This is a genomic window from Streptomyces sp. NPDC053750 (assembly GCF_044544295.1).
Taxonomy (GTDB): Bacteria; Actinomycetota; Actinomycetes; order Streptomycetales; family Streptomycetaceae; genus Streptomyces.
On sequence record NZ_JBITXB010000036.1, the window covers coordinates 24943 to 36280 of the forward strand.

Consider the following 11338-nt stretch of genomic DNA (forward strand, 5'->3'; position numbering starts at 1 on the left):
CCAGGTGCCCGGTCCGGCCGCCGAGGAGGGACGCCCATGGGGAAACTGCCGTCGCCGGCCGCGTCGTTCGGGGCGGGGCGGCGCGCGGTGCGCGTCACCGTCGCGGCGGCCGCCGCGTTCTACCCCGCGGCGCATCTGCTGGACCAGCCCGTCGTCGCGCTCTACGCCCTGTTCACACCGATCGCCTTCGGCATCCTGTCACCCCTGCCGGGCGGGGGGCGCCACCGTGCGGGGACGGTACTGCGGGTGGCTCCGGGGGCCGCCGCCCTGGTCTGTCTCGGTACCGCCCTCGCGGGTGCGGCCTGGTCGGCCGCCGCCGGCATGCTGCTGGTCGGGTTCGCGCTGGTCCTCTCGGCATCGTGCGCTCCCCGGCTCGCGGGCGTCGTGCCCGGACTCCAGCTCTGCTACATCCTGGCCTGCTTCCCGCCCTACGCCCCGGACACCCTCCCCGAGCGGCTGGCGGGGCTGGCACTCGGTGCGGCCTCGCTGCTCCTGTGCGAACTGCTGCTGTTCGCGCAGCCGCGGCACCGGCCGTACCGCGGGCGGACCGCCGACGCCCTCGACGTCGCGGCCCGTGCCGCGGGCCTGCTGGCCCGGGCGGACAGCGTGCCCCCGAGCCTGGCCGCCCGGCTGGCGGCGGCGGGCCGGGATCTGCGCTTCTCCCAGCAGTCGCCGGGCACCGGGCCCACCGGAGCGGGCCCGAGGGACCGGGCGCTGGCCCAGGCCGCTTCGGCGACGCGACGCTTGCTCGACCAGCTCGCCGTACTCACCTTGCTGCCCGCGCCCCCGGCCGACACGGCGTCGCTGACCCTGCTGCGCGGCATCGCGGCCACCTGCGCCGACACCGCCGCCGAGCTGCGCGGGGAACGTCCCGCCGCCGGACCTGAGCTGGTCGAGGAGATGACCGCCCAGTTCGTGGCCGAACGTGGGCGGCCCCTGGAGCGGAACGCCGGCCCCGTGCACGCCCTGCTGCGGCGCCGCTCGACCCTGCTCACCGTGGCGATGTCGGCCGTGACCGCGCGCACCGCCGCCGCCCTGGCGTCCGGCGCCCGCCGTTCGGTGCCGGGGCCGCCCCACGAGCAGTTCTGGTACGCCGGGCTGCCGGTGCCGCTTCTGTGGCTGGTCCGGATCCGGGGGAACCTCACTCCGCGCTCCGTCGTGTTCCAGAACGCGGTCCGTACGGCACTCGGACTTGCCCTGGCCCGGCTGGTCGCGGGGACGCTCGACCTGTCCCACGGCTTCTGGGTCCTGCTGAGCGTGCTCACCCTGGCCCGCACCACCGCGGGTGCCACGTGGTCCACCGTGCGGTCGGCCGCCGTGGGAACCCTGGTCGGAGCGGTCGCCGCCGGGGCGCTCCTCATCGGCGCGGGTGACGCCACCGTGGTGTACGAGTGCCTGCTGGTGCCGACGATGCTGGTGGCCTTCTCGGTGGGGCCCGTCGGCGGACCGGCCTGGGCGCAGGGCCTGTTCACCCTGGTCGTCTCCACGGCGTTCGCCCAGATCTCCCCGGTGACCTGGCGGCTGGAGGAGGCCCGGCTCGTCGATGTGCTGACCGGCAGCGCGGTCGGGCTGGTGTGCGGCCTGCTGGCCTGGCCCACCGGAGCCCGCTCGGAGATGCGGCGCAGTGCCGGGGAGCTGTTTCGGGTCGCCGCGCCCCTGGTGCGGGCCACCGCCCGGGCCGCGACCGGCCAGGCCCCCGCCTCCCGTCCGTCGGGCGCGACCGAGCCCTTCTGGCCCGTGCTGCACCGGCTGCGCATCGCCGAGGCCGCGTACGCGCAGTACCGCACGGAGTCCGTTCCCGGCACGTCCGACGGTGGTCTCGACTGGCTCGCCGCCCTCAACTACGGCTCCCGCGTCCTGGTCGGTGCCTACTGGCTGCCGTCGTCCGAGGGCACCCCGGACCTTCCGCCGGCCCTCCTGCGCTGGGCCGACGAGGCGGCCGACGCCGTGGCGTCCGGGAGTCTCACGGCGGCAGGTTCGCCGGAGGCCGGCGTCCGGGTCCGCCTCGCGCCGCTGCCGGCCGGTGCCGTGTCGGGCGCGGCGCCGGACGCCCTGTCGGTCCTGATCGACGTGGAGGTCTGGCTGGGCGCCCTCGCCGCGGACCTCGCCACCGCCACCGGCGCACGCGGGACCCCCTCGGCGGACCGGAGTTGACGCCGAAGCCCGCCCAGGCGCACGCGTCGTCAGGAGGCCGCCGCCGGGTCCGCTCGTGCGGGCGCGTGCCGGGTCAGCCACGCCGCCGTCACCAGCAGCACGGGGAACATCGCGGCGGCGCCCGGAAGCCACCGTCCGAGCAGGGCGAACGCGGCGGCACCGCAGATCAGCAACCCCACCGTCATCAGGGCCCGCCGCTGCAGACGCCTCCGGGTCACCGCCTCGGCCGGCCCGGGCGAAGCGGCGGACGGCGGCGTGTTCGATGGTCCTGAGAAGTGACAGCGGCCGTGAGGCAGCCGGCCGAGCCGCTGCCTCCGCAGGTCGGGGGTTGGGCCACGATCACAGCTGGGTGGCCAACCAGACGGCCACAGCCGCGGTGGCGGTGAGTCCGACATTGAGTGTGACCCGGCGGTCTTCGCCAGTCAGGTGAACGGCGATCGCACCGGTCTGCAGGAGCACCAAGCCGATGGCTGCGGCCGACGCCAGCCACGGAGCGGTACCGGTCAGCCGTGGCAGGATCAGACCGGTCGCGCCGAGTATTTCGACCGCTCCCAGCGCCCTGAGGGCGGGAAGGGGCATGCGGTCGACCCAAGCCATCATCGGCCGGAGTTGATCGCGACTGCGGATCACCTTCAGCGTGCCTGCGTAGAAGTAGAAGAGCGCGAGCAGCCCCGCGACGATCCAATAGGCGATGTTCATGGTTTCCGTTCACGGGCCCCGGATTGCGGGGGTCTGTCGGTCGTGTCGAGTGCCAGGGGAGCCCCTGGAGAAGGCCTGTCCTCGTCCGGGAGGTTCGGACGCGAAAGGCGGGCGCGCCTGGCCAGAGGTCGAAAGGAGGGCGGCCGGGCCGTTCCTCCCGTCGGCTTCAGGTGAGGTCGGTGGCGGGCTGTGTCGCGTAGCGGCTCATCGCGTCGATGTTGGCCTGTGGCGTCAGCGGCCGGCCGCCGGCGAGCACCTCCTGAAGGTCGCGGAAGTACTGCACATACAGGTCGGGTGTGAATGTGCTGAGTATGACGGCGGGCTGGTCACTCGGGTTGGCGAAGGTGTGCGGGGTGCCGGGGGGAACCATGACGAGCGTGCCCGCGGTGGCGTCGTACTCCTCGTCCCCGACGGTGAACCGCACGTTGCCGGAGAGGACGTAGAAGCCCTCGTCGTGTAGCCCGTGGCGGTGCTGCGGCGGACCCTGCGTGTGCGGAGCGAGGACGGACTCGGCAATCGCGAGGCGGTGCCCGGTGTGGCTGCCGTCCTCCAGAACGCGCATGCGCGTGGTCCCCAGAACGATCGTCTCGCCGTCGCGGGGACCCACCACCGATACGGTGGGATCGGCCTGCGGCTCGCTGGTCTTCATTTCATCGGTCACGTGCAACAGTGCACCGCCGGGACCTCGCCGGTGTCCAAGACCCCTTCAGCAGAGCCGATACCTCATGGGTATCGTTGCAGCGTGGAGCTACGGACCTTGCGCTACTTCGTGGCGGTCGCCGAGGAACTCCACTTCGGCCGGGCCGCCACCCGACTGCATATGAGCCAGCCGCCGCTGAGCCGGGCGATCAAGCAGTTGGAAGCCGAGGTCGGGGCTCTGCTCTTCGCCCGCTCGACGGTCGGTGTCACGCTCACTCCGGTGGGTACGGTGCTGCTCGACGAGGCGCGGGCACTGCTCGACCATGCCGACCGCGTCCGGGTACGCGTGAGCGCGGCAGCCGGCGTCGCGACCATCACCGTCGGCATCTTGGGCGACGGCACCGATCCGGGAGTGGCCAGGCTGGCCGCCGCCTACCGCCGGAACCACCCCGGAGTCGAGATCCGTGTCCGCGACACCGATCTGACCGACCCGACGTGTGGACTGCGCGCTGGACTGGTCGACGTCGCTCTCACCCGGGCGCCGTTCGACGAGACCGCCCTGACAGTGCGAGCGCTGCGGAGCGATTCGGTCGGCGTGGTTCTGCGCGCCGACGACCCACTGGCCCGCCGCGATGGACTGCGGTTGGCCGAGCTGCGCGACCGCCGCTGGTTCCAGTTCCCGCAGGGCACCGACCCCCTCTGGCAGTCGTACTGGAACGGTGCGAGGCCGCGCGAGGGACCAGTGGTGCGTGCCGTCCAGGAATGCCTGCAGGCCGTGCTGTGGAACGGCACGGTCGGCCTGGCCCCGCTCGGGCACGACCTGCCCGCCGAGTTCACAGTGGTGCCGCTGATCGACATGGCGCCCAGCCGAGTGGTGGCGGTGTGTAATGAACGAGACACCAATCCGTTGATCCGATCATTCATCGAGGAGGCGGCAGCCGCGTACCGCCATTGAGTACCGGCCGGCAGCGCTGTCGTAGCTCTTGAACAGTTCGGACGCCGCGGCCCTCGGGACTGCCTCCCGAAGTGGTGGACATCTGCTGCCTTTCTCGCAATCTCGTGAACAGAGCCAAGGCCCCAGATCGTCTCCGAGTGGCCAAAGCTGCGCAACTGGCGGCCCATGCGGACGGTGTCCGACCGCACCACCGCCAGATGCCCTGACGGTGACACAGGCCGGGCACGCGTTCGTCCAGGACGCCCGCCGGCGTGGGGGCGTGTGCCAGCTCCTGGACCGGATCCCCGAGGTCCTCCGCCCCCTCGGCGACGGCGAAGCCGTCATTCCCGACGCCCTGCTCAACCACCAGCACAACACCGACTGCGGAAGGAGCGGTTCGATACTGCGGGCGTTCGTCGAAGTCGACCGGGCCACCATGGGCCCGAACGCCTCGCCGCCACACTCGGCGCCTACGCCCGCCTCCCCCAGCACGTGCCCGCGCCCCCGGCCGGCAGCAAGTCCCACCTGACCGTGCAGGAGGAGAGCCGGCGTTGCTGCCACCCGCTCTTCCCGCGACTGCTGTTCGTCCTCACCGGCACCGGCCCCGCCGGCATCCCCGGGCGCACGGCCGTGTGTGCGCCCGGGGCAGGGCCTACCGGAACGCCGGCAGGTTACGTGCCACCCACGCGCCGAAAGGGCTGGCCGCACGGTGGAGTACAGCCTGAACGTCAGGGCTGACCTGCTGCTCTGTTGGGAGTGGGACGCCAAGGACGTCGAGAGTGCCGGTGACGACCTGCTCCGGCATGAACTGCGCCATGCGGGCATGGGCATCCTTGCGGGACAGCTCCACGCATGTCACTTCCTCGCCCAGGGCTCTTGAGATGGCTGCGGCCTGCTGGCGCGGGCTGATGGGTTCAGGACCGGTCAGCTCGTACGCTCGGCCCGCGTGACCGTCGTCGCACAGTGCGGCTGCGGCACTACGGCGATGTCCGCCGGGTCGATGACGGGCAGCGCCACGTCCCCGAACGGGGCAAAAATCGAGCGCTTGGTGCGGACCGTCTCGGCCCAGGCGAAGGCGTTGGCAGCGAAACCGCCGGGGCGCAGAATCGTGAAGTCGCGTCCGCACGCGCGCACGGCGGACTCGAACTCCCGCAGGCGGGCATGTGAGCACTTCCACGGTGGCCGGCCTCGACCGGATCGCCGAACTGGCCAGCACTCATCGGCTGGCACCGGCGTGGGTAGTGCCGGAGGGCACCACTCCAGAGGTGATCACCGCGACCACCCGGGTCCTCGCGGAGATGAAGCGCATCGACCTCTGGCTCTGCGAGTACCTCGCCCGTCACGGCTGGGCGACCGAGCACACCTTCTACTCCAAGCGCACTTTCCTTCGCGAAGCCATCGCCCTCCGCCCAGACCTCGTCGCGCCATGACCGGCCACGCGGCCCCGCGGCAATCCCCCGCAGGAGGTAGCTGACGCAATGCTCTGGCCACGCCTCGGTGGCCGGCGCCGAAGGAGCGGCGGGCACCTCCTGCGTATCTGGGCGAGGACAGTGGTCATACGCCGCTGGGGCGCGTGCCGGGTGGCGCTGCGGGGTGCCATTCGAACAGGACGATGGTGGCGTCGTCGGTGAGCTGACCGATTTGCTTGTGGGCAAGGAGGGTGTGCATGAGACGGCGCAGGGCTTCAGGTGCGGGTTCGCCGGCCGCCATGGCGCGGATGATGAATTCGGCGAAGCCGCCCTCGCCGAAGCGTTCACCGGCGTGGGAGCGGGCGTCGGTAACGCCGTCGGTGTGCAGCAGGACACGGTCTCCGGGTTCGAGCTGGATGTGGTGCACCGTGTGGGTCATGTCCGGCCCGACAGCGCTCAGGCCCAAGGGCAGTTCGCTGGCGCTTTCCATGGCCGCGGGCACCACTTCCGCGCCGCGGATGAGGAGGGGCGCGGGGTGGCCGCAGTTGGTCCAGGTCAGGTGTCCGGTGATCAGGTCGAGGTAGGTGAGAACCGCGGTGGCGTACCGGTCGGGGAACGCGTCGGACACGGCCCGGTCGACAGCGTGGACGGTGTCGGCGAGGCCGGCCCCGCGGCGGCGGGCATTGCGGCTGACGGCCAGCGCGACCGAGGAGGTCAGACCCGCCTGCAGGTCATGCCCCATCGCGTCGAAGACGGCCGCATGCAGGAAACCGTCGATGATGCCGTGCTCGAACGCGTCACCGCCCAGCTCATAAGCCGGTTCCAGGACAGCACTGGAGGTGACCTGACCGGTGCCGATGGTGCGCGGCGGCAAGAACGCCCACACCATCTCGGCGGGCAGACTCATCGGCCGCGCCCGCATCGCCGTGGCGTAGTTGTCGCTGTAGGCGGCCTTGTCCAGGACGATGAGGGTGATCAGCGAGGCCAGGGAGTGGCAGACCATCATCATGGGCTTGTCGAAGCTGGGTGCCTGCACTTGCAGGACTCCGACACGTTCGACGCCGTCCAGGAGAGGCAGCCACAACGTCAGCCCGTCCTCGTCCTCGTCCGCGGTGATGCGCGGAGAGACACTCCGGTACGTCCAGCCGGCCTGGGTTCCCTCGATGGGCAGGTCATCGCAGGGGGCGGCCTGCGCGTCCGGCATCGCCACCAGCACGTTCTCCTGCAAATCCGCCAAGTACATCGTCAAACGGGTAACACCCAAGGCCGGGTAATGCCCGCGCAGCACCTCGGGAAGATCGGTGGGCGCCATGTCGTGGATCTGCCGCAGCAGCCGGCCCAGCACCGTCTCACCAGACACAGCCTCACCTCAGCTCCCACCACTCACCGGATCTGCCAGCCGCCCAGTCCATCGTTCTTCCAGTGTCGACGCAGATCACCCTTCCAGTGTCGACGCAGATCACCACAACGGCACCAGCAAGACTGGACCGACACTGGTTCGTACCGGTAGGAGCACCTTTCAGGGGAACCTCATCCGTGGGACGCCGCTGGCGCCACCGCACACACCTGTCGCGGTGACCTGCGGCCTCACCTGGTCAGCCGCCGAACTGTGCGACGTCGGCCGCGGACCCATAGGGGCGTGCCCGGTGAAGACGTACTGGGCGGTGCCACCGGCTGGCGGCGCCACGGGCGACGTCCACGTCAACCTCCACCACCAGCTACGGGCCGACGAGCGAAACCTCCAGAACGTCGTGGCTGCCCCACCCGGCGGTGAACGTGCGCCCTGTCCACCATCGTCGACCAGGTCGCCTCCGTCGGCGCGCCTGGCCCCGTCGCCCGCGAGCTCGGCTGACAGATCACCTATCCGCCCGGCCTGACCATGCTGCGGATCGCCGGCCTCCACTCCTGCAAGGCCCAGACCGACGCGAAGGACGCGTTCATCATCGCCGACGCCGCGCGGGCCGTGGCCCACACGCCGCGGCACATGGGCTTTGCCGGGAGCGCTGACGTGCTTAGGGTGGCGGCCTACTGGATCTTGTCGCCCTCGGGCAAGGTGGGGAGGGGCTTCCTGCCGACGCGCCGTACCTGCCGGTCGACGTGGATCCAGTCGCCCTGAAGCAGGAGCACTGGGATGCTGGGGGGGGGAGAAGAATGCTGCCCGTGACGTGCCCCTGGCGGACAAGGGTGGTGAGCACCGTGGCCGCGACCCACGACAGCGCCCGAGGACCGGCCGCTCCGTACGCCGACCCCGTGGCAGCCCCGTATCTGCGCGCCCGCTTCGCCCTTCCCGCGAGACCGGTTCGCCGCGACCACCACCCACCTCTACGGCGTCGGCCCCGACCACAAGGCCCCCTTCGAGTACAGCGACACACCAGGCGTCTGGCACCCGGTCCGCGGGACCACCGACCGGATCTTCACCAGCCCCACCACCCTCTACGCCACCGACACCACGAGCGGCAAACTCCAGGAATACAACCGGGCCACAAAGACCTGGTCCGTCATCGGTGACCCCGTCGATTCCTTCGTCTCCACCAAGGACCGCCTCTACGCCGTCAACGCCGACCGCTCCAACGTCTACGCATACTTCCCCACCCCGGGAACCTGGACCCCCATCACCAGCCCTCGGCACTGAACATCTCGAGTTCGACAAGGTCCGTACGAACAAGATCGCTCCGGACGACCTGGCCGGCGCCACCTTCACGATCTCCAACACGGGATCGCGCGGCGCGCTGTTCGACACGGTCATCGTCCCGCCGAACCAGGTCTCCATCCTGGGCATCGACGCCACGGTCAAGCGCCCGGTCGTCGTCTCCGACCCAGAGCTCGGCGACACGATCGCCGTGCGCGACATGACCTACGTGACGCTCTCCTACGACCACCGCCTCGCGGGCGGCGCCGACGCGGCCCGTTACCTGTCGTCGGTCAAGCAGATCCTCGAGGCCGGCGAGCTCGCCGCCGAGCTGGGCCAGTAGAAGGGCACAGTGGGGCGCGGGCCGGAATCACTCGTCTGCGGAGAGTGGAAGGACGTTCCCAGAGGTAACCCGCCATCCCGAGATCCACCGACTCCGGCGGTTCCTCCGGGGCGTCAACGCGACTCCCTCACCCGCTCGTGCACCGTGAGCGCGCGCATGAGAACGGCCCGATGGTCGTGTTCGAGGGCCATGCGGACCTGCATGCGGGCAGGCCGGGCTGTTACCGTTCATCGCCGCATCGCGCAGGGTCGTTTACGCGGACGGCTCCCCATCCGGACGACGCCGGCGTTGCGCCGCCGTGCATCAGCGAGCTGAGTATCGGGCCACTGTCGGCGCTCCCACTTGATAGGCCATCAGCTGTTGCTGTCAGCGTGCCTCCGCGGCTTGGGCAACTTGCCAGTCCCGCTCGAAGCGTGTTCGTGCTTCGGCCTGTGCCTGTGCTCGGCGACTCACAGTCCAGCCGCTCCACGGCCGGAGTTCGGCAACCCGAGGCCCGCCGGGACCGTCTCGTGGTGCACCTGCAGAGGGCCTTGCGTGCGGGCCGGCGGCCGCCGTTCGGATCACCCGAGGTGGCCCTTCAGGTGATTACCGGGCGCCTCATGAGCCGGACAGCCATCGCAGGGGTACGACGCTTCGGCAGAGGAAGAACCCGGAACGCCGTGAGGAGCTTGGGGATGTACGCAGCAGTCCGGCGGTACGAAGGGGTGACCGATGCAGCCGAGGCGGCACGTCTGGTGAACGAGGGGTTCGTGCCGCTCATGCGTCAGGTCGCCGGCTTCGTCGCCTACTACTGGATCGACGCCGGCGACGGTGTGATGGTCTCGACCAGCGTCTTCCAGGATCGAGCCGGTGCCGAAGAATCGATCTTGAGGGCTGCGGGCTTCGTACGGGACCACCTCGCGTCACTGCTTCCCAGCCCTCCCGAGGTCATGGCCGGCGAGGTGGTGGCTTCCGCATGACAACGCTCGGCGCTCGGACCGGCCGGATGACGTGACCCCCACAAGGCCGCACCGGCCTGCCGTGACCATATGGCCTACACGTGTACGCCGAGACGCGGCCGTAGGTGTGGCACAGGATCCGCTGTGGTGAGGTGTGGGCGTCCGGTCGCAGCCAGCAGGTCATGTCGATGGCCAGGACCAGTCGGCCGTCGGCAGACCGCGGCAGAGGCACCGCGGCCAGGGCCCGCCGCAGCCGGCCCGTGTCAATCTCTCCGCGAGCCACCCGCGCAGAAAATCCTCCGGGACCGCGGCGGTGTTCGCCACCAGCGACAGCCCGGCCGGCGTCCTGACCGGCTCGTCGCCGCGCAGGACAGTGTCGGCCAGCTCGAACAACGCATCCGAACGTGCGGTGAGACAGGAGGAGAACTCGCCCCGGAAGCGTGACAGTCGCGTCAAGGCCTCCTGCCGCACGTCGCGTTGCAACAGACTCGTCCTCACGGCCTTCGTGTTGGACGTGTGTGTTTCTTGGGGTTTCCTTGGTCGGAGCACACCTTCATACGAAGGCCGATTCTGCGTCCGCCGGATACCGAGCCGGGTGATCAAGTTCGAGGCATCAATCGACGCCGGACGTTGAAGATCAAGTTGGGGACAGGCGAAACCAAACCCCCGTGGCATGGCGGTAGGCGACTCCGCTGCGGGCAAGAGGGCGGCCGCCTCCGCCATCTGGTGAGCAACGTCGGCGGGATTCGCTCGACGGGCGCGGGAACATGCCGAGTGTGGCAGACCAGAGCCAGCCAGCAACCGGTGCGGAGGCACAGCTGCGGCAGGGCCCCAGGCGGTGAGGGGCGAGGCAGCCGACGCAGGAGCATCAGGTGGCTGGTGCGGGCAGTGACGCCCGGGCCTCGGCGCGCGCGGCCGGACAGGGATTCCGCTCCGTCCGCCATCCGCAGAACGAGACGGCATGGCATCCGGAGCACCCACCTCCGTATATTCGGACGCATGTATGCATCGGCTGCGCTGTTGTGCCTCGCGCTCTTCGCGTGCTCGGCGTGGTGCGTCGACGACGGCCTCTGTCCCCGCTGAGCCTCCGGACCCGGCCGCGGGATCCCCGCCGACGGTCCGCCAGCGTCCGCCTCCCCGTGCACACCACCCTCGGAGATCTTCCGTGACCACCGCACCCCCTGCCGGGTCGCCCCCGGCCGCGCCGCCGCGCGCGACCACCCCTCTGCTCGCTCCCTCTCCCACCTCCTCGGAACGCCCGCAGGCGCCGCCCCTGACCCCGGTGCGGCGGACGCCGCTTGTCGTGTCCGGGCTGCTCACGGCTGCCCTCACCGCGTACGTGTGGCTCGCGCACGGCGCCAAGCCGGGCGTGCTGCTCCTGCTCGGTCTCGGTCTGGGCGTCGCCCTCTTCCACTCCCGGTTCGGCTTCACCTCTGCCTGGCGGCAGCTGGTCGCCGTGGGCAACGGGACCGGGCTGCGGGCGCACGCCCTGCTCCTTGGCACCACGGCCACCCTGTTCGCGCTGCTCATCGGCACGGAGACCGGAGTGTTCGGCTCCCAGCCCGCGCCGTCCGCCGGACCGATCGGCGTCGG

At 70.8% G+C, this 11338-nt stretch carries 12 protein-coding genes and 3 pseudogenes; 9 read left to right on the forward strand and 6 right to left on the reverse strand.

Features of this window, described 5'->3' with window-relative positions:
- Nucleotides 1-36: 36 nt before the first annotated feature.
- Complete coding sequence (locus ACIGO6_RS40130; protein ID WP_399885495.1) at nucleotides 37-2154, forward strand: FUSC family protein; 2118 nt, start codon at nucleotides 37-39, stop codon at nucleotides 2152-2154.
- 29 nt (nucleotides 2155-2183) lie between these two features.
- On the opposite strand, the gene ACIGO6_RS40135 is transcribed toward ACIGO6_RS40130, so the two are convergent.
- The 3 genes from ACIGO6_RS40135 to ACIGO6_RS40145 all read right to left on the reverse strand — a co-directional run bounded on the left by ACIGO6_RS40135 (nucleotide 2184) and on the right by ACIGO6_RS40145 (nucleotide 3502).
- Complete coding sequence (locus ACIGO6_RS40135; RefSeq protein ID WP_399885497.1) at nucleotides 2184-2372, reverse strand: hypothetical protein; 189 nt, start codon at nucleotides 2370-2372, stop codon at nucleotides 2184-2186.
- Between the two features lie 121 nt (nucleotides 2373-2493).
- Entirely contained in the window at nucleotides 2494-2853 is a 360-nt protein-coding gene (locus ACIGO6_RS40140) for a DoxX family protein (RefSeq protein ID WP_399885499.1), read from the reverse strand.
- Nucleotides 2854-3019: 166 nt separating this feature from the next.
- Complete coding sequence (locus ACIGO6_RS40145; protein ID WP_399885517.1) at nucleotides 3020-3502, reverse strand: cupin domain-containing protein; 483 nt, start codon at nucleotides 3500-3502, stop codon at nucleotides 3020-3022.
- A 93-nt stretch (nucleotides 3503-3595) separates the two neighbouring features.
- Here ACIGO6_RS40145 and ACIGO6_RS40150 point away from each other — a divergent pair, with 93 nt between their 5' ends.
- The 3 genes from ACIGO6_RS40150 (at nucleotide 3596) to ACIGO6_RS40160 (ending at nucleotide 5306) form a co-directional block, all read left to right on the forward strand.
- Nucleotides 3596-4447: a LysR family transcriptional regulator gene (locus ACIGO6_RS40150; protein WP_399885501.1), complete on the forward strand. Its 852-nt coding sequence runs from the start codon at nucleotides 3596-3598 to the stop codon at nucleotides 4445-4447.
- A 208-nt stretch (nucleotides 4448-4655) separates the two neighbouring features.
- Nucleotides 4656-4955 carry a hypothetical protein gene (locus ACIGO6_RS40155; RefSeq protein WP_399885503.1) on the forward strand — a complete coding sequence of 100 codons (300 nt, stop codon included), beginning with the start codon at nucleotides 4656-4658 and terminating at the stop codon, nucleotides 4953-4955.
- A 180-nt stretch (nucleotides 4956-5135) separates the two neighbouring features.
- On the forward strand, nucleotides 5136-5306 hold the full coding sequence (locus tag ACIGO6_RS40160; protein WP_399885505.1) for a hypothetical protein: 171 nt from the start codon (nucleotides 5136-5138) through the stop codon (nucleotides 5304-5306).
- A 44-nt stretch (nucleotides 5307-5350) separates the two neighbouring features.
- On the opposite strand, the gene ACIGO6_RS40165 is transcribed toward ACIGO6_RS40160, so the two are convergent.
- On the reverse strand, nucleotides 5351-5560 hold the full coding sequence (locus ACIGO6_RS40165) for a hypothetical protein (protein WP_399885507.1): 210 nt from the start codon (nucleotides 5558-5560) through the stop codon (nucleotides 5351-5353).
- A gap of 29 nt (nucleotides 5561-5589) precedes the next feature.
- On the opposite strand from ACIGO6_RS40165, the gene ACIGO6_RS40170 reads away from it, so the two are divergent.
- Complete coding sequence (locus tag ACIGO6_RS40170; RefSeq protein ID WP_399885509.1) at nucleotides 5590-5856, forward strand: hypothetical protein; 267 nt, start codon at nucleotides 5590-5592, stop codon at nucleotides 5854-5856.
- Between the two features lie 124 nt (nucleotides 5857-5980).
- Here ACIGO6_RS40170 and ACIGO6_RS40175 read toward each other — a convergent pair whose 3' ends face one another.
- On the reverse strand, nucleotides 5981-7180 hold the full coding sequence (locus ACIGO6_RS40175; RefSeq protein ID WP_399885511.1) for a PP2C family protein-serine/threonine phosphatase: 1200 nt from the start codon (nucleotides 7178-7180) through the stop codon (nucleotides 5981-5983).
- Nucleotides 7181-7714: 534 nt separating this feature from the next.
- On the opposite strand from ACIGO6_RS40175, the gene ACIGO6_RS40180 reads away from it, so the two are divergent.
- The 3 genes and pseudogenes from ACIGO6_RS40180 to ACIGO6_RS40190 all read left to right on the forward strand — a co-directional run bounded on the left by ACIGO6_RS40180 (nucleotide 7715) and on the right by ACIGO6_RS40190 (nucleotide 9766).
- On the forward strand, nucleotides 7715-7951 hold the full coding sequence (locus ACIGO6_RS40180) for a hypothetical protein (protein WP_399885513.1): 237 nt from the start codon (nucleotides 7715-7717) through the stop codon (nucleotides 7949-7951).
- A gap of 535 nt (nucleotides 7952-8486) precedes the next feature.
- Nucleotides 8487-8807 (forward strand): annotated as a pseudogene (locus tag ACIGO6_RS40185) (2-oxo acid dehydrogenase subunit E2); the annotation flags it as partial.
- A gap of 674 nt (nucleotides 8808-9481) precedes the next feature.
- Nucleotides 9482-9766, forward strand: coding sequence for a hypothetical protein (locus ACIGO6_RS40190; RefSeq protein WP_399885514.1), 285 nt, complete (start codon nucleotides 9482-9484; stop codon nucleotides 9764-9766).
- A gap of 94 nt (nucleotides 9767-9860) precedes the next feature.
- On the opposite strand, the pseudogene ACIGO6_RS40195 reads toward ACIGO6_RS40190, so the two are convergent.
- Nucleotides 9861-10228: pseudogene (locus ACIGO6_RS40195) on the reverse strand (transposase); the annotation flags it as partial.
- A gap of 682 nt (nucleotides 10229-10910) precedes the next feature.
- Between ACIGO6_RS40195 and ACIGO6_RS40200 the strand changes: the two are divergent.
- Nucleotides 10911-11338, forward strand: a pseudogene (locus tag ACIGO6_RS40200) (YeeE/YedE family protein); the annotation flags it as partial.

Excerpts from the sequence above, each read along its gene's own strand:
- ACIGO6_RS40145 (WP_399885517.1), bottom strand. The coding sequence starts at position 3,502 with ATGAAGACCAGCGAGCCGCAGGCCGATCCCACCGTATCGGTGGTGGGT.
- ACIGO6_RS40180 (WP_399885513.1), top strand. The coding sequence starts at position 7,715 with ATGCTGCGGATCGCCGGCCTCCACTCCTGCAAGGCCCAGACCGACGCG.
- ACIGO6_RS40130 (WP_399885495.1), top strand. The coding sequence starts at position 37 with ATGGGGAAACTGCCGTCGCCGGCCGCGTCGTTCGGGGCGGGGCGGCGC.
- ACIGO6_RS40190 (WP_399885514.1), top strand. The coding sequence starts at position 9,482 with ATGTACGCAGCAGTCCGGCGGTACGAAGGGGTGACCGATGCAGCCGAG.
- ACIGO6_RS40140 (WP_399885499.1), bottom strand. The coding sequence starts at position 2,853 with ATGAACATCGCCTATTGGATCGTCGCGGGGCTGCTCGCGCTCTTCTAC.